Source organism: Alphaproteobacteria bacterium LSUCC0719 (assembly GCA_040839025.1).
Taxonomy (GTDB): domain Bacteria; phylum Pseudomonadota; class Alphaproteobacteria; order Puniceispirillales; family Puniceispirillaceae; genus UBA8309.
This window is the reverse complement of the sequence record JBFPJN010000001.1, coordinates 255,105-274,381: the sequence shown is the minus strand read 5'-3', so window position 1 is coordinate 274,381 and position 19,277 is coordinate 255,105. Positions and strand designations below refer to the sequence as shown.

The following is a 19,277-nucleotide window of genomic DNA, read 5'->3' as shown; positions in this document are numbered from 1 at the left end:
CCGCCGGATTATAGCATGGCCATCCCGCCATTCACATGAATGGTCGATCCGGTGATGTAGGCGGACTCGTTACTGGCAAGGTAGTGTACAGCCGAGGCCACCTCTTCGGCCGTACCCAGTCGCCCGACCGGCACCCGTCCAAGCAGTGCCTCGCGCTGGGATTCGCCAAGAGCATCGGTCATCGGTGTCTCGATAAAGCCTGGCGCGACGACATTGACCGTGATGCCGCGACTTGCCACTTCGGCGGCAAGCGCCTTGCTGAAGCCGATCATCCCGGCCTTTGAAGCGGCATAATTGGCCTGACCGGGATTGCCGGTCACACCGACAATCGAAGAAATGGAAATGATCCGCCCATGGCGGGCCTTCATCATGCCGCGCAGCGACGCACGCGTAATCGCCATCGCTGCGGTCATGTTGACGTCGAGAACTTCGTCCCATTCCTCGTCCTTCATCCGCATCGCCAGATTGTCGCGGGTGATCCCGGCATTGTTGACCAGAATGGAAACAGGTGCGCCGGCCGCCTCGACGGCGGCATCAATCAGGCCGGCCGCCTCGCCGCGGTCAGCCAGATTGGCGGTGACAACATGCGCATTCTGCCCAAGCTCCTGCGCCAGCGCGGCCAGACGTTCGGCTCGGGTTCCATGCAGAACAACCGAAGCGCCGCCAGCGTGAAGGGTTCTGGCAATCGCTGTGCCAATTCCACCGCTTGCGCCGGTAATCAGCGCGGTATTGCCTGACAGATCAAACATGAAGGCTCCTGTTCTTTCATTTGCTTTGGCCGTTCCAGCCCTGTGGCCGTTAAAGCTGGTTGGCCGTCCCAGCCGATTGTGCCGCGACCCTACAGTTCGGCCAGCACCAAGTCCAGATCGTCCGCACCATCAAGATTGACCATCGTGACATCATCCAGCGTACGCTTCACCAGTCCCGACAGAACCTTGCCGGTACCAATCTCGACAAACCGGGACACCCCCGCCGTGCTGGCGGCAAGAAGCGTCTCGCGCCAGCGAACGCGACCGGTGACCTGTGTCACCAGATTCTGTCGCAGGATATCCGCATTGGTTTCAGTCGCCGCTGTGACGTTGCAGAAGACCGGGACCGCTGCATCATTCATGCTGGCAGTTGCCAGGGCTTCGGCCATCGCATCGGCGGCCGGTTGCATCATGCTGCAGTGGAATGGGGCACTCACAGGAAGCTTTATGGCGCGCCGGATACCGCGTTCCTTGGCGGATTCGATGGCATGGTCCACTGCGGCGGCAGCGCCACTGACGACAATCTGTCCCGGGGCATTGTCATTCGCAAACTGGATCACGCCACTTGCAGCCGCGTCCGCAACAATCTCGTTCACCACCTCTTCCTCGGCGTTCAGAATGGCGGCCATAGCCCCTTCACCCGCCGGTACGGCACCCTGCATGCTGTCACCGCGCAGCCGCAAAAGCCGCGCCGCATCGGATATTGACAGGGTTCCTGCCGCCGCCAGCGCGGAATATTCACCAAGGGAATGACCGGCCACAAAATCCGCCAGTTCCGTAATGTCGCGCCCGGCCGCCTTTTGCAGCACTGCCAGCCCCGCCATAGAGGCGGCAAACAGGGCCGGCTGTGCATTGCGCGTCAGACGAAGATCATCCTCCGGACCGTCCTGCATAAGCGCAAACAAATCCTCGCCAAGCGCGTCATTCACCTCGTCAAAGACCGCACGAGCCTCGGGAAATGCAGCGGCAAGCGACCCGCCCATGCCAACGGCCTGAGACCCCTGACCGGGAAACTGAAAAAGGATTTTGTCCGCCATCATTCACTCCACCTGATCACTGCGGCATCAAGGCCGGCAGCTCGTCATTCCAGAATTGCGACGTCATTGCCGATGGAATTTGGCGAAATTATGCCAGATCCGGCACCGCAATCCACCTCTAGAGGACACCACTATTCGCTTGCACGCAATAAATGTTCGTGTATGGTGCACCCTGCATCGCACCCGACACCTGTCGGCGATGCCTACATCACTGAAACATTCCTTGCCGGGAAACCGGTTGGTTCGCCACAGAGATGGCGGACGATAAGCCAGAAGGAGTTACGCATGCGCTTGTATGAAAGCGTCTTCATTGCGCGCCAGGATATTTCGTCCACACAGGTCGAAACAATGGCCGATGAATTTGCCGGCATCATCACCGAGGCCGGTGGCAAAATCCACAAACGTGAATATTGGGGTCTGCGGTCGCTTGCCTATCGGATCAAGAAGAACCGCAAGGGCCACTACATCATGTTCAACCTCGAGACAGATGCTGCCACTCTGAAGGAGTATGAGCGGATCATGGGGCTGAACGAGGATGTTCTTCGGTTCCTGAACATTCGCATTGAAGAGGTCGAGGAAGGCCCGTCCATCATCATGCAGAACAAGGGTGATCGGGGCGAGCGCGGTGACCGTGGCGAGCGCGGTGACCGTGGCGACCGGGGATCCCGTCCACCACGCGCGGAGTCGGCAAAGGCTGAAGAGTCTGCTGACGCGCCTGCCGAAGACACCGAGACCGAGGAGTAGGACATGACCCAGCTCGAAATCAAACGCGAAGCCGTTCGTCGTCCCTTTGGGCGTCGTCGCAAATCCTGCCCGTTCTCGGGACCGAACGCGCAGACAATCGACTACAAGGACACCAAGCTGTTGGCCCGCTACACATCGGAGCGTGGCAAGATCGTGCCATCACGCATTTCAGCCGTTTCGGCGAAAAAGCAGCGTGAACTGGCCGTTGCCATCAAGCGTTCGCGGTTCCTGGCACTGATGCCATACGTGACCTCGTAACGCTGGTCGACAGGAAGGAGACACAAGATCATGGAAATCATCCTGCTCGAACGAGTCGAAAAGCTTGGCCAGATGGGCGATGTCGTATCGGTAAAGCCCGGCTATGCGCGCAACTACCTGCTGCCACAGGGCAAGGCGCTTCGCGCCAACAGGGTAAATCGCGAAAAGTTTGAAACCGAAAAGGCACAGCGCGAAGCTGACAATCTTGCCCGTCGGTCGGACGCTGAAACCGAATCCGCCAAGATGGACGGCCTTGCCGTAAGCATGGTCCGGGCCGCGTCCGAAATGGGCCAGCTGTTCGGTTCGGTCACCTCGCGTGACATTTCGGATGCCGTAACCGAGGCCGGGTTCACCATTGCCCGCACCCAGGTTGTCATGGACAAGTCGATCAAGACACTTGGCCTGCACGACATTCGTATCCGTCTGCACCCCGAAGTCACTGTGACAGTCACCGTCAATGTCGCACGTTCGCTTGACGAAGCCGAAACCCAGCTTCGCACCGGCGTTGCCGTGACCGGCCTTGCCGACGATGACGACGATGACTACGGCAACGAGGTGGCCAGTGAAGAGGCAACCCGTGAAGAGGCTCCGGCCATCGAGGCAAGCGCCCCAGAAGCCGACGCCGAGGCCGAGACTGCCGAAACAGAAACCGCATCCGACGATGCGGCCGGTGATGACTCGGAGGCCTGATTCCAGGGCACAGAATGATGAAAAAGCCGGGGTTTGCCCCGGCTTTTTTAGTGCCCGAAACCCGTCATCGGGGCGCAATGCCGTCCTGCCGGCACAGACGCTGCCGATTTTTTTTCACTTATCCCCATTACCCACAAAACTAACAGGACGCATTGCCGGCTTGCTTTTGCTAGGGTGACGCATGTCTGAAGAAACAAGCAACATCGAAGCCTTTCCCGGAGGCATGGCAACCGTCGGCGGCATTCCAACGGCCCGCCAACTGCCAAACAACCTCCCGGCTGAACAGAATCTTCTTGGCGCCCTGCTGCTCGACAATGATGTCATGGAACGCATTGACGACAGGTTGCGGGCCGAACATTTCTATGACCCGCTTCATGGCCGGATCTTTGCCACCATGATGCGGCTGATTGATCGCGGACAGCTGGCAAATCCAGTCACCCTAAAAACCTTCTTCAGCGCCACCGAGGCAGGTCAGACAACCGAGATCGAGGATTATCTGGGCGAGCTTGCGGATGGCGTGATCAGTCTGGCGCAGGCGCCCGACTATTCGGCCACCATCTATGAAACGCATCTTCGCCGCGAATTGATCCGCATTGGCGATGACGTCATCACCGACGCCAACCACCCCGATGTCGATGTTTCCGCGATGACACAGATTGAGACCGCCGAGGCAAAGCTGTTCCAGCTTGCCGAAGCCGGCGAAGCAAGTGTCGGGCTGAAATCCTTTGAAAAAGTCGCGGCGGCGGCAATCAACCAGGCGGCGATTGCCCGCAAGAGCGATGGCGGCCTGTCCGGCTACAGCACGGGTCTTACCGGCCTGAACACCAAGATGGGTGGCCTTCACAAATCCGACCTGATCATCCTTGCCGGCCGCCCGGCAATGGGTAAATCGGCGCTGGCGACCAATATCGCCTTTCATGTGGCGACCACGACCAGGACCGGCGAGACGGCAGCCCCGGTGGCGTTCTTCTCGCTGGAGATGTCGGCCGAACAGCTTGGCATCAGGATTCTCAGTGAACGCGCGCAGATTGATTCGAACAGCATCCGACAGGGCCAACTGTCGAGCGAGGAGTTTGACCGCCTGATTGAGGCCAGTGACGCGCTGTCGACAGCCCCTTTCTTTATCGATGATACGCCGGCGCTGTCGGTATCGCAGGTGGCAAGCCGGGCCCGCCGGATGAAACGCACCGGCGGACTGGGCCTGATTGTGATCGATTATCTCCAAATGCTGGCACCGCAGCTTGGCGTACGTCCGGAAAACCGCGTTCAGGAAATCTCGAATATCAGCCGCGCGCTCAAGGCCATGGCCAAGGAACTGGATGTTCCGGTGCTGGCGCTCTCGCAGCTGTCGCGTGCTGTCGAACAGCGCGAAGACAAGCGCCCGAACCTGTCGGACCTCCGCGAATCAGGATCCATCGAGCAGGATGCCGATGTCGTGCTGTTCGTCTATCGCGATGAATATTACCTCGCCAAGAAAGAACCGGAGCGTGAATCCCACGAAAGTGAAGAGAAATTCAATCTTCGTTATGATCTGTATCGTGAACGGCTGGAAAAGGCGCATAACAAGGCCGAGGTGATTATCGGCAAACAGCGCCACGGTCCGACCGGGCTGATTGAACTGCATTTTGAGAAATCACTGACCAAATTCAGCGATCTCACCGACGCAGCGCAGATTCCCGAAGGTTTTTAGACGGACGGCCACGCGATGCCCGGCACCATGATCTCCGATGCGCCAGATTTCGGCCATGCCGACAGCGTGATCACCATTGATATTGGTGCCGTTGTTGCGAACTGGCGTTATCTCGACAGTCTTTCAGGGAACCGGACGGAAACGGCAGCCGTGGTCAAGGCCGACGCCTATGGACTTGGTGCCGCCACGCTGGCACCGGCGCTGGCGACAGCCGGATGCCGGACCTTTTTCGTCATGTCGCTTGCGGAAGCCCGCGCACTTCGCGCGGCACTCAACTTGGCGCTGCCCGACGTGGGACAGGGTGAATGCCGTATATTTGTCCTTGGTGGCTGTCACCCCGGACAGGAAGCAGATTTCATCAGCGCCGAAATCATGCCGGTGATCAACAGCCTTGATCAGCTGATGCGCTGGCGTGAGGCAAGCCTGTCATCCGCTGAAGGGTCGCCGCCCGGTGCCGCGCTGCATGTCGATACCGGGATGACGCGGCTTGGCCTCGATCCGGACGAGACAGCATGGCTTTTGGACCGCATCGATGGTGGCGAAAATCCGCTTGCCGATATGGGTGTGCAGCTTCTGATGAGCCATCTGAGTGCTGGTGAAGACCTTGCCGATGACGCCAATGACAGCCAGCTTGCCAGCTTCGGTCGCCTGTGCGCCGCGCTTCCGGATCTGCCGGCCAGCCTTGCCAACAGTGGCGGCACACTTCGGGGCGGCGCCTTCCACATGGCGTTGAACCGGCCTGGCATCGCCCTTTATGGTCTTCACCCGGCAGGTCTCGATGGTACAGCCGAACAGACAGCACAGGCCGGCGATCTTCGCCCCGCAGTTGTCTGGCAGGCGCGCATCCTGCAACGTCGCAACGCCCGTGCCGGTGACCGGATCGGGTATAACGGCACCCATCAGCTGACCCGCGATTCCCGTATTTTCACGCTTGGTGTCGGCTATGCGGACGGCTATCCCCGCAGCCTTGGCAACCGGGCAATGGTCACGATCGCCGGCATGCCGGCACCGGTGATCGGGCGGGTTTCGATGGACAGCATCACCGTCGATGTCACCGACCTTGATGATCGACGTCTGGCCACCGCCAGTCACGCCGAAATCCTCGGTGACGGCTATCCCCTGGCCCGAATGGCGCATGACGCCGGCACCATCGGCTATGAAATCCTGACCCAACTTGGCCGCCGGCCCTTACGCCGCTTTATCACGTCATGAAACTGTTGCCCCGGCATGACGGCAACGGCATTGGGGATGGTCAAACAGCGAAATCCAAGGCATAAAGTGGACCGTGCGCCAATTCATGACCGCAACCGACCGGAAAGAGAATGATCGGGTTTCTGCAGAATATCGGCCGAACAACCCTGGCCTTTCTGGCCGCCATTGGCCGTTTGACGCTGTTCACACTGGCGGCGATCCGCTGGACGTTTCTGCCCCCCTACTATCTTCGTCAACTTGGCCGGCAAATCATTGATATCGGATACTTTTCGCTTCCAGTCGTGGGGCTGACCACGCTGTTCTCCGGGATGGTGCTGGCGCTGCAATCCTATACCGGTTTTGCCCGCTTTTCGGCTGAAGACACGGTGGCCACCGTTGTTGTGCTTTCGGTCACCCGCGAGCTGGGCCCGGTTCTTGCCGGATTGATGGTGGCCGGACGGATCGGCGCTTCAATGGCGGCGGAAATCGGCACCATGCGGGTTACCGACCAGATCGACGCGCTGGACACGCTGTCGACCCGCCCGATGCAGTATCTTGTCGCCCCGCGCATTGTTGCCGGAACGGTATGTCTTCCGTTTCTGGTGCTGATCGGCGATATGATCGGGGTGTTTGGCGGCTATCTGGTCGGCGTCTACAGGCTTGGTTTCAACCCGTCGATCTATCTCAGCCGGACCCTGGAATATCTCGAAATTTCGGATGTGACGCTGGGTCTGGTGAAAGCCGCCGTGTTCGGCTTCCTGATTGCGCTTATGGGATGCTATCATGGCTATCATTCCGGGCGCGGTGCCGAAGGCGTTGGCCGGGCGACCACCAACGCTGTCGTGTCGGCATCAATTCTGATCCTGATCGCCAACTATATCGTCACAGCGCTGTTTTTCGGATGATGAACAGATGACAGCCACGAACACAGACACCCAACCAAAGATCGTCATGCAGGGCGTGACCAAATCCTTTGGCGACAAGAAAGTGCTTCGCGGTATCGATCTTGAGGTGGCAGCCAAGGAATCACTGGCCATTATCGGCACCTCGGGATGCGGCAAGTCGGTGACACTGAAATGCCTGCTGGGGCTGATACAGGCAGATGGCGGATCGATCCGGGTCGATGGCGAGGAAATGATCAATGCCAGTCGCCAGCAGCTGGAAACCATACGCCAGCGCTTTGGCATGACATTCCAGTTCGGGGCGCTGTTTGACTCGCTGCCCATCTGGGAGAATGTGACCTTCCGGTTACGCCAGCGCCAGCATATGACCCGCCAGCAGGCACGTGATTCAGCGGCGGATACCATTACCCAACTTGGGCTGGCGACGCATGTCATCGACCAGTTTCCGGCCGAGCTTTCGGGCGGCATGCAGAAACGCGTTGCCCTGGCCCGCGCCATCGCCGACAAGCCTGAATTCCTGCTGTTCGACGAACCGACATCCGGGCTTGACCCGATCACCGGCGGCGTCATCGACAGGCTGATCATCGATTCCGTTAACAGGCTTGGCGCGACAGCGATGACCATCAGCCATGACATGGCCTCGGTAAGGCGGATCGCCGACAAGGTGGCGATGGTGCATAATGGGGTGATCATCTGGTGTGGACCGGCAAGCGAGATGGACAATAGTGGCGTCGAGGAGGTGCATCAATTTGTGCATGGTCTTGCCGACGGACCACTGACCCTTGCCGCGCAGGCCGAGGCACGACGCGGCTGATGGCAAAGGGGGCAGTCAGCTATGTATGCCAGCAATGTGGCGGGGCTCATCGCAAATGGTCCGGCCGCTGCGACCATTGTGGCGCCTGGAACACGCTTGTAGAGGAACGCGTTGAGGCACCTTCCGGCCCAGGCAAGAAAGCCACCGGACGCCGGGTGGACATGCAGCCCCTTGCCGTATCGGCTGACGTCAAACCACCCCCGCGCATGCAAACCGGCATGGCCGAATTTGATCGTGTTGCCGGTGGCGGGCTGGTCAAAGGGTCGGCAACACTGATTGGCGGCGACCCGGGGATCGGCAAGTCGACGCTGTTGCTGCAGCTGGTCTGTCGCCTCGCCGGGGCCGGGTTCAAGACAGCCTATGTGTCAGGCGAGGAATCAGCCGAACAGGTGCGAATGCGGGCCCGCCGCCTTGGGCTGGGCAATGCCGATGTAGATCTTGCGACAACGACAAATGCCGCCGACATCGCCGCCTCCATCGGTGGCAGGGACGGGCCGGATATCATCGTCATTGATTCAATCCAGACAATGTACCTGCCGACGCTGGATTCAGCGCCCGGCACGGTCAGCCAGGTCCGGGCCACCGCGCAGGAATTGATCCGCGCCGCGAAAATCCATGACGTGGCGCTTCTGGTGGTTGGCCATGTCACCAAGGATGGCGCAATCGCCGGCCCACGGGTTCTGGAACATATGGTCGACACGGTTCTTCATTTCGAAGGCGACAGGTCGCATCATTTCCGTATTCTCCGCGGTGTGAAGAACAGGTTCGGCGCCACTGACGAGATCGGTGTCTTCGAGATGGTCGAGGCCGGTCTTGCCGAAGTGCAGAACCCGTCGGAACTGTTCCTTGCCGATCGCCGGGACGAGGTTACGGGTGCGGTCGTCTTTGCCGGCATCGAGGGAAGTCGTCCTGTGCTGGTCGAGATCGAGGCGCTTGTCGCGCCATCCACCCTTGCATCGCCGCGCCGCAATGTTGTCGGCTGGGACAGCAGCCGCCTTGCCATGCTGACGGCCGTACTCGAGGCACGTTGCGGGGTCCCCTTGTCAGGACGTGATATTTTCCTGAACGTGGCAGGCGGGTTCAAAGTGTCCGAAACCGCAGCTGATCTGGCCGTGGCGGCAGCCCTGTTGTCGTCTGTCAGCGGCAGGCCGGCACCGCCCAGAAGCGTATTTTTCGGTGAAGTGGCCCTGTCAGCCGAACTGCGTCAGGTGGCGCAGGCCGACGCCCGCCTCAAGGAAGCCGCCAAGCTTGGCTTTGACATGGCGGTGATGCCGCGTCCGCGCAAGAAACTTGCCACGCCGCAGGGATTGTCGCTGGCGCAGCCGGCCACACTTGCAGAGTTGATTGAAATCATGGGCGGTGTAGCATGACAGTGACCAGCCATTCTGGAGCGCGAATCTGATGAGTTTCGATCTGTCCGCCCTCACCCTTATTGATTACGGCGCGTTGCTGCTGTTGCTGGTATCAGGCGGGCTGGCAACGCTTCGCGGTATGACACGCGAGCTTTTTGGCCTTGCCGGATGGCCGATCTCCTTTATCGCCGCCAAACTCAGCGCCCCCTATCTGGAACCGGCCCTGACCAAGCTCATCAGGATCGAGGGAATCAGTCAGGCACTTGCCTGGGGTGTGCCGTTTGTGGTTGCCGTCGTGCTGTGGTTTGCGTTTGCCTCGCTGGTGTCACCCGGGCTCAGCAAGGCCGGGCTTGGCGGGCTCGATCGCTGGCTGGGGTTTCTGTTCGGTTTGATCCGCGGGTTTCTGATCGCCGTGATCATCTATACGGGTGCGGTTGTCGTGGCCGAAGGCGAGGACAAGCTTCCCGATATGGTGAAAGAGGCCACAGCAACCCCCATGCTTCGTGACAGCGCGCACCTGATGTCCGGGCTGCTGCCGTCCGAAATGCGCGATCGCATTGTCGACAATCTTCCTGAAGCCAGTGACACCGCCAAGGACCTTAAGGATACCAGCGACAGCGTGGGCGAGGCCGGCGAATCCGGCCTCAAGCTGCTGGAAGACGAGACGGCCAACTGACCTGACTGTCTGATTGGCAGCTTGATTTGTGGGGTGATTTCCCCAATAACCTATGGCGCAGAGCCGGAGCGATTTGTGATCCTTTACAGCAAAAACCATTCTTGGACAGACCAATGAGTTCGGCCAGCATTTCATCTGTGGACATCCCCACACATCTTGACGGGTTTCATGAAGAATGCGGGGTTTTCGGGGTCTATGGAACGGACGAGGCAAGCGTTCTGACCGCGCTTGGTCTTCACGCGCTGCAGCATCGCGGCCAGGAAGCGGCCGGTATCGTGACCTTCGATGGCCGTGATTTTCATGCCCACCGCGCCCTTGGCCATGTTGGCGAGAATTTCGGTGCCGATTCACCGCAGATGAAGGAACTTCGCGGCCATGTCGCGATCGGACATAACCGCTATTCGACAAGCGGCAATGTCAATCCTCTGATGGAAATCCAGCCATTCTCATCGCAACTTGCCTTCGGCGGTTTTGCGCTGGCACATAATGGCAACCTGACCAATGCCATGCGGCTTCGCGCCTCGCTGATCGAGACCGGCAGCCTGTTTCAATCCTCGTCGGATACCGAGGTGATCGTCCACCTTGTCGCACGCTCGCATCAGGCGGATGTCACCGGACGGTTGACCGACGCGCTGAAACAGATTGATGGTGCCTACTCGCTTGTCTGCGTTGCCGATGACATGCTGATCGGAGTTCGGGATCCTTACGGTGTTCGCCCGCTGGTGCTTGGCCAGCTGGGAGACAGCTGGATCATGACCTCTGAATCCTGCGCTCTCGACATTGTCGGCGCACAGCCTGTCCGCGATCTCGAACCCGGCGAAATGGTGGTGATCGACAAGAACGGCGTTCACAGCCACAGACCGTTTCAAAAGGTGTCGCCGCGGTTCTGCGTGTTTGAATATGTCTATTTTTCCCGCCCGGATTCGGTCGTTGAAGGGCGCGGCGTCTATCATGCCCGCAAGGCCATTGGCGCTGAACTGGCGCGTGAGTCGAATATCGACGCGGATCTGATCATCCCGGTTCCCGATTCCGGTGTGCCGGCAGCACTTGGCTATGCCGAAGCGTCCGGAATCGCCTTTGATCTTGGCATCATCCGCAATCACTATGTCGGGCGAACATTTATCCAGCCGACACAAAAGGATCGCACCGATTCGGTAAAGCTCAAGCACAACGCCAATCCCGCTGCCGTGCGCGGCAAGCGGATCGTGCTTGTTGATGATTCGATTGTACGCGGCACGACATCACGCAAGATTGTCACCATGATGCGCAATGCCGGTGCCGCCGAGGTGCATATGCGCATCGCCAGCCCGCCAACAACCCATCCCTGTTTCTACGGCGTCGATACACCAAGCCAGGATCAGCTGATCGCGGCGCAGATGTCCGTTGATGAAATCACGCGTGAAATCAACGCTGACAGTCTGGCCTTCATCACCGTCGATGGCATGTATCAGGCGATTGCCAATATGGCGCGCGATCCCGAAACCCCCCAATTCTGCGATGCCTGCTTCACTGGCGAATATCCGATCCAGTTGGCCTCCGGGCTCAGCGCCAAGCGGGTTTCGCACGGGAATGGAACATAATGGCAAACATCGCTGCTGATCTGTCCGGAAAGCTGATCCTGGTGACCGGCGCAACGCGCGGGATTGGCCGCGCTGTCGCCGTGGCGGCGGCGGGTGCCGGTGCCGAACTCATCATCACCGGGCGCACAATCGGTGCCCTTGAAGAGGTCGATGACGAGATCAAATCGACCGGCGGCCATGCCACCATCGTCGAGCTGGACATGAAGGACACCCCTGCCATCCCGCGGCTTGCCGGTGCCATCGCAGAACGATGGGGCCGTCTGGACGGGTTTGTCGCCAACGCCGCCATCCTGACCGCGCTGACACCTGTTGGGCATATAACGCCGCAAGACTGGGACAGCAACATCGCGGTCAATCTGACCGGACAATGGCATATGATCCGGGCTTTTGATCCGCTTTTGCGCGCCGCACCGGCTGGCCGCGCCATTCTTGTCACATCGGGTGCTGCCGTTGGCAGCCGTCCATTCTGGGGCCCCTATGCGGCCACCAAGGCGGGTCTCGAGGCGCTTGGCCGGTCCTGGGCCGGTGAAAGCGAGCAAACCAATCTCAAGATCAACATGATGAATCCCGGCGGCACGGCAACCGGCATGCGCGCCGCCGCCTTTCCGGGGGAAGATCCGGCAACCCTGCCTCGACCAGAAGATATCGCGCCGGCCTTTCTGTCCCTGCTGGCGGATGACTGCCCCTATCATGGCGAGGTCGTCGAGGCGCGAAAGCTGGCCGGTATCTAGTCTGCTGCCGCGATATAGCGCATCGCCTGTATGCCATGCCATTGCGAAACCGGAAGCGGCACCGGTCGCCCGAGGATATCGGCAGCCAGCAGATCGCCCAGAAGGGGAGCCAGCGTAAAGCCCCGCGCGCCAAGCCCGCCAAGGACAAACAGCCTTTCACCGATATCCGCACCAAGACAGCCGAGGACAGGTCGTCTGTCCGGTAGGCTTGCCCGGCGACTGACCCGCGCGCCGAATGACGTGGAATCCATACCGAACGGCTTGCCAAGGGCGCTGCCGGCAAGAAGCGTCAGATTGTGGTGATGACCATCCGTGACGGTCTGTGCATCGACCTCCATCGCCGGATCACGCCAGAATGTGGCACCAAGATCATGCCGCCCCGCCATTGCCGGTGTCAGATAGCCGCCAAAACTGATCCCCCTGTCGAGGCTGGACATCGCCGCATTTGTCGGCACCTGACTGACAAGACCATGCGTTGTCTCGAGTGGCATTTGCCGGCCACAGACTGCCAGCATCGATGACATGTCGGCACCAGTGGCGATCACCACCTTGTCGGCCTCGACGCGCCGCCCGTCCCTTGACGTCAGAAGAACCCCGCCGGCATCAGCGATGATGCCATCCACCGGAAAATCATAGACCGGGTCTGTCCCGGCCAGCAGCCAGGTCAGCAGACTGTCCGGCCTGATGGCGCGCGCGCCATGATAGAAGATGGCATCATCACCACGGCCGTCCGGCGTGGTGGCAGAGCTATAATCACCGGTTCCCGCCACCAGAAGATCGGATGGCCATTGCTGGGTTCTGAACACCTCATGCCGCTTTGCGATGCGTTCCGGCGCATCAAAGGCGACAACCCCCCTGCCGACGGTTGCGCCGGCCAGGTCTGACAACCGCGCCGCCAGGGACAGGCAGGAAAGCGACAGCTGGCTCATTGGACTATGGTCGACGGTCAGTTTGGGGCTCTGTAGCGCCATTCTGTTGCCGGATGCCCCACTGCCCGCAGCGCTTCCGGAATCAAGAATCACCGGCACACAGCCACGCCGCCTCAGCCCTGCAGCGACCGAGGCACCGGCGATACCGCTGCCGATCACCGCCACTTTGCGAGGCTGACCTGATCCCGCCTCCTCAACGCCGGTGCGACGACCGGTGATCATCTCCCGTTTGCGACCAAAGCCGGGACGGCGCGTAATGGCGAAACCGGCTGCCTCGAGGTTGCGCCTGACATGGCCGGCAGCTGTGAAGCTGGCAAGCGTGCCCTGCGGGCGCGTAAGCCTTGCCACATGCCCCAATATCTCTGGCGACCACATATCCGGGTTGCGCGACGGTGCGAACCCGTCAAGAAACCAGGCATCGGCCAGGAAATCGAGATCCGGAAGCACCTCACCGATCTCGGCATAGTGCAGATGCAACGTCATCCTGCCGTCGCAGAGCGGTACAACATGATATCCGGGCCAGCGTGGTGGCAGGGCGCGCCTCAGGGCCGCTGCCTGTCGATCCAGTTCCGGACATGCCCTGTGGGCGGACTGCATCTGATCCACGGTCAGGGGAAAGCGCTCAATCGAAATATAGTCGAGCTGCATGTCCGGATGATTTTCAAGAAGCGCCATTACGGCAAGGCAGTTCAGGCCTGTGCCGAAACCTGTTTCAGCAATTGTCAGATGACCACTGTCGCCGAACCGCGTCGCCAGATCATTGCCATCAAGGAAAACATGCCGGGCCTCGGCGACCCCGTCCTCGCCACCGTAATAGCCATCCTCAAAATCCCCTGCATAGGGAACGCCATCACGAAAGCTGACATTGGGTTCTGGCAGGTCATAGATCGCACCGCGATGCGGCGAGGCTGTCGACATGTTCGGCTCTGGTAAATATTTCGTTAATAAACAATATCTTGCGAAAGATCACAACTTCGATACCATCTGGTCCTCCGAAAGTTGCGAGGGATGTATATCAGAGTTCGGGCACGTTTTATCTGCAAATCAGCCGAGGTATGAACGACCATGCTTGAAAGATTTGTCCTGGCCATCCTGGGGCAGTTCATCCGGTTCGGACAATTGACCGTCATCACGCCCGGCGGCAGGCGGGTCTGTCTTGGTGTCGCTGACAACGGCCCAAGGGCAGAAATTACCGTCCATGACCGCAAGACCCTGCGGCGGCTTGTGACGCGCCCTGATCTGGAATTTGGCGAAGCCTACATGGATGGCCGCCTGACACCAGGCGAGGAGGGGCTTGAACCCCTGATGGATCTGATTTTGAAGAATTCGCCTGTATGGGCGGGGCATTGGGCCGGCCGCCTGACATTGATGTTCGGAAACATGCTGTCGGTCTTCAGGCATCTGAACCTGCCGGACCGGTCGCGTCGCAATGTGGCGCATCATTACGATCTGACAGATGAATTGTTCGAGACCTTTCTTGATCCGTGGCGCCAATATTCCTGTGCCTATTTCCATCATGCCGATGACACGCTGGAGGTGGCGCAGATCAACAAGCTTGCACGTATTGCCGCCAAGCTGAACCTGCAGGAAGGTCATCATGTTCTCGATATCGGCTGCGGCTGGGGTGGTCTTGCGCGGGCGCTGGCGCTGTGTCGCAAAAATGTCATCGTAAACGGGATCACACTTTCGGAACGCCAGCTTGTCCATGCCAGACTGGCGGCAAAAAATGCCGGCATGACGGAATCGCTCGATTTTCAGCTTCTGGATTACCGCCATCAGACGGGACGTTTCGACAGAATCGTGTCGGTTGGCATGCTGGAACATGTCGGGCCGCGCAACTATGCCACCTATTTCGACAAGATTGCCAATCTTCTGGCACCAGGTGGTGTCGCCCTTGTCCATAGCATCGCGGTGCATCGCCGCGCCGGGCCGGTGAACCGGTGGCTGACACGCTATATTTTTCCCGGCGGATATCTGCCGTCGCTGGAACAGCTTGTCCAGGCCACCTCCGGCAGGGGATGGAAATTACTGGACCTTGAGGTTATGCGCGGCCATTACGCCGACACGCTGCGGCATTGGCGGCACCGGTTTCTGGCAAATCATGACCGGATGGAAAAACTGTATGACAGCCGGTTCGTACGCATGTGGGAATTCTATCTTCTTGGCTGTGAATATTTTTTCCGCAGCCAGAATGGTATGATCGTGCAACTGCTTCTGTCTGATGATCATCTTGCCGTACCTGACAGCCGTGCCTATCTTCACGATCTGGAAACCGCATTCAGGAACATATTGTGTCAGAACTCCCCTTCTGGAAACAAAAGGCACTCGGCGAGCTGAGCCCCGAAGAATGGGAATCACTGTGCGACAGGTGCGGAAAATGCTGTGTCCTGAAGATCGAGGACATTGGCACGAACGAGGTCCATTACACCGATGTGGCCTGCAGACTGCTGGATTGCGGCAACGCCACCTGCATGGATTACCCGAACCGCAAGACACATGTCCCCGACTGCATCACGCTCAGCCCACAGAATCTGGAGACCCTCACCTGGATGCCGGACAGCTGTGCCTACCGTATCATCGCCGAGGGCGGTGACCTGCCATCATGGCACCCGCTTGTCTGTGGCGATGCCGAGGCACCAAAGCGGGCCGGCGCCACGGTGGCTGGCCGGGTCTTTCCCGAGGATTCGGTTGATGAGGCTGACATGATCGACCACATCACGACATGGTAGGACGGGGCCAGACGCGATGAGTCGGAATGGATGGATCCTGATTGCCCTGCTGACGGTGCTGGCACTTGCCACGATCTGGAACGCCGAGTCGGGCGGCCCCAAAAAACGCTGGCATCTGTGCAAGGAATCACTGGTGACGCAGGTTTTCACCGGCAGGTGCACGCTGCGTTTCAAGGGTGAAACGCAGCCATCCTGAGGCATATAGAAAACCTGCGGTCAGGTTTCAGCCGCCGCCTGGCAATCAGGCACCGAACAGCTTGTTCCATTCTTCGGGCGACAGATCGCGCAGATCGCTGCGCCATTCGGCGCCAATCTTCATGCCGCGCTGCACAGCGGGGCGCTGGAACATGGTCCGCCGCCACCGCGCCACATTCGGATAGGATTCGATATCGACATTCTGGCGATCATGGGTACGGGTCCACGGGAAAATGGCGATATCCGCAATCGAATATTCGTCGGCCACATATTCACGCCCCTCTAGGCGACGGTCGAGAACACCATACAGACGATTGGCCTCGTTGCTGTAGCGGGTCATCGCATATTCAATCTTGTCCTTGGCGTAGAAATTGAAGTGATGCGCCTGGCCAAGCATCGGACCAAACCCGCCCATCTGCCACATCAGCCATTCAAGAACGGTCTTTCGGCCCGCCCCCTCTGCAGGAAGCAACATGCCCGTTTTTTCCGCCAGATAGATCAGAATGGCACCGGATTCAAAAATCCCGGTGGAATCACCGTCCGGCCCATCACGATCGATGATCGCGGGGATCCGGTTATTCGGGCTGAATGCCAGAAATTCCGGTTTGAACTGGTCTCCATTGCCGATATCGACCCTGTGTACCTCGTAGGGAAGCGACATTTCCTCGAGCGCAATGGAGATCTTGTGTCCGTTTGGAGTCGGAGCGTAGTGTAGTTCAATCATTCTGCGGAATTCCGTTTTCTGGGATGCTGCGCGACACCGCGCGGCGTGACTGCCGGGTTCGCTCGATATATAGTAAACCGATTATGATCTTCCAACCGTCTTCCGCCAATCGACCGACTTTCAGGCGCGACACCCAGCCAGGACCAATACCATGTTTTTCGCACCGATGCGGCACAAGGATGCCGGACTGTCCCACAATCCACTCAAAGCCATCGTCTCGCCGCGGCCGATCGGCTGGATTGCCTCAAAAGGCGCTGATGGCAGCTTCAACCTCGCACCCTACAGCTTTTTCAACGCCATTTCCGAAGATCCTGCGATGGTCATGTTCTCGGTACAGTCGGATAATGAATCCCACATCAAGGACAGCCTTCGCAACATCGAGGAAACGGGCGAATTCGTGGTGAATATCGTCAGCCAGGACCAGTTCGACGCGATGAATATCTCATCCGGTTCCTATCCTTATGGCGAAAATGAATTCACCCTTGCCGGGCTCGACATGGTCCCGTCACAGACCGTGGCAGTGCCAAGGGCCAGCGGTGTCCCGGCGGCGCTGGAATGCACGCATTTCCAGACACTCAACCTGCCCCGCAATGACACCGGCGGGGGATACATCATGGTGACCGGCACGGTTACGGGTATCTATATTGATGACGGGATTGTCGAGGGCGGGCTGGTCAGATACGAGAAATTCATCCCGATCAGTCGCCTCGGCTATCGCGACTATGGGCGCAGCACCGATATTTTTCAGGCTACACGACCCGGGCAGGGCTGAGCGCCGTGGCTTGTCAACGCTGCGTGCAGCTGGAGATGTCGACGGTAACGTAGCCATGCAGGCTTGAATCCGCAAAATCCAGCAGCAGCACCCATTCTTCGGCCGGAATCATGACCTGGAATGGCAGTGTGCCCTGTGTGACCTTCTGCCCGTTCAGAAACGCCATCCGCACCGTTAGCGGCATCTTGCGGTCAAAGCTTGGCACCTCGCGCGATGACTTGCGGTCGGCATTGCCCTCGACATGCAGGTTGAGTCCGCCGTCAAACAGCGTTGCCTTGGATTCAGGCCCGCCATAGAGCGGGGTGGCAACAGCGATATTCCGACTGTCGAGTTGGCGGCAGTTCGTAGGGCGGCCAAGCTTCTGGATGGCATGAAGGATCTGCGCCGGCGCGACACCACGCGCGATCTTTTTGGTAACCAGCGCCTTCAGTTCGGCATCATTGTCCTGCGCCAGCTCATCAACCTTGTTCTTGGCCCGCGCTTCGGCAAGCCCCATCTGAAGGCGCTGCACCTCGGTGCTGAGTTCGGCAATCTGCTGATTGTTCTCATACAGCGTGCGTTCCGCCTCGGCGCGCAGGCTGCCGGTCTCGGCATGGCCCCACAACCAGCCAAGCCACAAGACACCCCCGACAATGAGAACCCTGAGTAGCAACGTCACATAGCTGCGCATTTCCCGGCGGCGATATCGCTCTCGTGTTTCAAAAAAGTCCATTAACTGCCTGTTCTGTATCCCTGTTCATGGACATATCGTGCCCGATCAATACATCACCACGAATAAAAGGCAAGTTCATGTCACGTCCCGCTCTTGAAGCTGTGCGTCTGTATAGGGCAGGATGCTGGCATGCCGGTATCAAGGACACCTATGAAATCGCCGGGCACATCACACCACCGTGCCCCCCGTAAATCACCGCAAAATGGTCGCGCCTGGCAGCGTATGCTGAGCGGTCGACGTCTGGATCTGCTCGACCCTTCGCCAATCGACATCGAGATCATCGACATCGCGCACGGTCTGGCGCGTGTCAGCAGATGGAACGGCCAGACCAGGGGGGCCTACCCGCTGTCGGTCGCCCAGCATTCGATTATTGTTGAAAGGCTGGTTTCGCGCAACGCGCCAAAGCTTGATCGTCGCTGGCGTCTTGCGGCACTTCTTCACGACGCGCCTGAATATGTTATTGGCGACATGATCACCCCGTTCAAATACGCGCTGAGCGGAATCTATCAGGATATCGAGGCACGCCTTGAAGCCGCCATTCATATCCGGTTTGGTCTGCCGGCGGCACTCCCCGATACCATCACCCGCGCAATCAAGCGTGCCGACAGGATGGCAGCCTGGATGGAAGCAACCCAGCTTGCAGGTTTCAGCGAGACCGAAGCTGCCAAAATCCTGCGTCGGCCACGCGGCACCCCCACAAACATGAAGCTGCGTCCGGTGCCGCCCGATCAGGCGGCGGAGATGTTCTTGAAAAAATTTCGCCTTCTCGGCGGGGACAGCTAGTCAGGCCTGACGGTCATCC

General features: G+C 59.2%; 21 protein-coding genes. 16 read left to right on the top strand and 5 right to left on the bottom strand.

Features of this window, described 5'->3' with window-relative positions; translation table 11 throughout:
- Positions 1-8: 8 nt before the first annotated feature.
- Entirely contained in the window at positions 9-749 is a 741-nt protein-coding gene (fabG, locus tag AB3X55_01300; protein MEX0502214.1) for a 3-oxoacyl-[acyl-carrier-protein] reductase, read from the bottom strand.
- Positions 750-838: 89 nt separating this feature from the next.
- Complete coding sequence (fabD, locus tag AB3X55_01295; protein MEX0502213.1) at positions 839-1,789, bottom strand: ACP S-malonyltransferase; 951 nt, start codon at positions 1,787-1,789, stop codon at positions 839-841.
- A gap of 282 nt (positions 1,790-2,071) precedes the next feature.
- Between fabD and rpsF the strand changes: the two genes are divergently transcribed.
- The 11 genes from rpsF to AB3X55_01240 all read left to right on the top strand — a co-directional run bounded on the left by rpsF (position 2,072) and on the right by AB3X55_01240 (position 12,414).
- On the top strand, positions 2,072-2,530 hold the full coding sequence (gene rpsF / locus AB3X55_01290; GenBank protein MEX0502212.1) for a 30S ribosomal protein S6: 459 nt from the start codon (positions 2,072-2,074) through the stop codon (positions 2,528-2,530).
- A gap of 3 nt (positions 2,531-2,533) precedes the next feature.
- Complete coding sequence (gene rpsR, locus AB3X55_01285; GenBank protein ID MEX0502211.1) at positions 2,534-2,788, top strand: 30S ribosomal protein S18; 255 nt, start codon at positions 2,534-2,536, stop codon at positions 2,786-2,788.
- 30 nt (positions 2,789-2,818) lie between these two features.
- The gene (gene rplI / locus AB3X55_01280; protein ID MEX0502210.1) at positions 2,819-3,478 is read left to right on the top strand and encodes a 50S ribosomal protein L9; all 660 of its coding nucleotides are present in this window, start codon (positions 2,819-2,821) and stop codon (positions 3,476-3,478) included.
- A 181-nt stretch (positions 3,479-3,659) separates the two neighbouring features.
- Positions 3,660-5,168, top strand: a complete 1,509-nt coding sequence (locus AB3X55_01275; protein MEX0502209.1) for a replicative DNA helicase — start codon at positions 3,660-3,662, stop codon at positions 5,166-5,168.
- A 15-nt stretch (positions 5,169-5,183) separates the two neighbouring features.
- Positions 5,184-6,380 (top strand): alanine racemase, encoded by a 1,197-nt coding sequence (alr, locus tag AB3X55_01270; protein ID MEX0502208.1) that lies wholly within the window; start codon positions 5,184-5,186, stop codon positions 6,378-6,380.
- A gap of 110 nt (positions 6,381-6,490) precedes the next feature.
- A complete protein-coding gene (locus AB3X55_01265; GenBank protein MEX0502207.1) occupies positions 6,491-7,264 on the top strand; it encodes an MlaE family ABC transporter permease in 774 nt (257 codons plus the stop codon).
- A 7-nt stretch (positions 7,265-7,271) separates the two neighbouring features.
- A complete protein-coding gene (locus AB3X55_01260) occupies positions 7,272-8,075 on the top strand; it encodes an ABC transporter ATP-binding protein (protein MEX0502206.1) in 804 nt (267 codons plus the stop codon).
- Positions 8,075-9,445, top strand: coding sequence for a DNA repair protein RadA (radA, locus tag AB3X55_01255; protein ID MEX0502205.1), 1,371 nt, complete (start codon positions 8,075-8,077; stop codon positions 9,443-9,445). The genes AB3X55_01260 and radA overlap by 1 nt, the downstream gene beginning before the upstream one ends.
- Before the next feature lie 31 nt (positions 9,446-9,476).
- Complete coding sequence (locus tag AB3X55_01250; GenBank protein MEX0502204.1) at positions 9,477-10,103, top strand: CvpA family protein; 627 nt, start codon at positions 9,477-9,479, stop codon at positions 10,101-10,103.
- A 113-nt stretch (positions 10,104-10,216) separates the two neighbouring features.
- Positions 10,217-11,683: an amidophosphoribosyltransferase gene (purF, locus tag AB3X55_01245; GenBank protein MEX0502203.1), complete on the top strand. Its 1,467-nt coding sequence runs from the start codon at positions 10,217-10,219 to the stop codon at positions 11,681-11,683.
- On the top strand, positions 11,683-12,414 hold the full coding sequence (locus tag AB3X55_01240) for an SDR family NAD(P)-dependent oxidoreductase (protein MEX0502202.1): 732 nt from the start codon (positions 11,683-11,685) through the stop codon (positions 12,412-12,414). The genes purF and AB3X55_01240 overlap by 1 nt, the downstream gene beginning before the upstream one ends.
- On the opposite strand, the gene mnmD is transcribed toward AB3X55_01240, so the two are convergent.
- The gene (mnmD, locus tag AB3X55_01235; protein ID MEX0502201.1) at positions 12,411-14,261 is read right to left on the bottom strand and encodes a tRNA (5-methylaminomethyl-2-thiouridine)(34)-methyltransferase MnmD; all 1,851 of its coding nucleotides are present in this window, start codon (positions 14,259-14,261) and stop codon (positions 12,411-12,413) included. The genes AB3X55_01240 and mnmD overlap by 4 nt on opposite strands.
- Positions 14,262-14,408: 147 nt before the next feature.
- Here mnmD and AB3X55_01230 point away from each other — a divergent pair, with 147 nt between their 5' ends.
- The 3 genes from AB3X55_01230 to AB3X55_01220 are packed head-to-tail and all read left to right on the top strand — an operon-like array spanning position 14,409 to position 16,268.
- Complete coding sequence (locus AB3X55_01230; GenBank protein MEX0502200.1) at positions 14,409-15,680, top strand: class I SAM-dependent methyltransferase; 1,272 nt, start codon at positions 14,409-14,411, stop codon at positions 15,678-15,680.
- Positions 15,635-16,072, top strand: coding sequence for a YcgN family cysteine cluster protein (locus tag AB3X55_01225; GenBank protein MEX0502199.1), 438 nt, complete (start codon positions 15,635-15,637; stop codon positions 16,070-16,072). Before AB3X55_01230 ends, AB3X55_01225 begins: the two co-directional genes overlap by 46 nt.
- 16 nt (positions 16,073-16,088) lie before the next feature.
- Entirely contained in the window at positions 16,089-16,268 is a 180-nt protein-coding gene (locus AB3X55_01220; protein MEX0502198.1) for a hypothetical protein, read from the top strand.
- A gap of 45 nt (positions 16,269-16,313) precedes the next feature.
- Here the strand turns inward: AB3X55_01220 and AB3X55_01215 are convergent, their stop codons facing one another.
- Positions 16,314-16,991: a glutathione binding-like protein gene (locus tag AB3X55_01215; GenBank protein ID MEX0502197.1), complete on the bottom strand. Its 678-nt coding sequence runs from the start codon at positions 16,989-16,991 to the stop codon at positions 16,314-16,316.
- Positions 16,992-17,142: 151 nt separating this feature from the next.
- Here AB3X55_01215 and AB3X55_01210 point away from each other — a divergent pair, with 151 nt between their 5' ends.
- Positions 17,143-17,763: a flavin reductase family protein gene (locus AB3X55_01210; protein ID MEX0502196.1), complete on the top strand. Its 621-nt coding sequence runs from the start codon at positions 17,143-17,145 to the stop codon at positions 17,761-17,763.
- 13 nt (positions 17,764-17,776) lie between these two features.
- Here the strand turns inward: AB3X55_01210 and AB3X55_01205 are convergent, their stop codons facing one another.
- Positions 17,777-18,475 carry a hypothetical protein gene (locus AB3X55_01205; GenBank protein MEX0502195.1) on the bottom strand — a complete coding sequence of 233 codons (699 nt, stop codon included), beginning with the start codon at positions 18,473-18,475 and terminating at the stop codon, positions 17,777-17,779.
- A 150-nt stretch (positions 18,476-18,625) separates the two neighbouring features.
- Between AB3X55_01205 and AB3X55_01200 the strand changes: the two genes are divergently transcribed.
- Positions 18,626-19,258: a YfbR-like 5'-deoxynucleotidase gene (locus AB3X55_01200; protein MEX0502194.1), complete on the top strand. Its 633-nt coding sequence runs from the start codon at positions 18,626-18,628 to the stop codon at positions 19,256-19,258.
- The last annotated feature ends 19 nt before the right edge of the window (positions 19,259-19,277 follow it).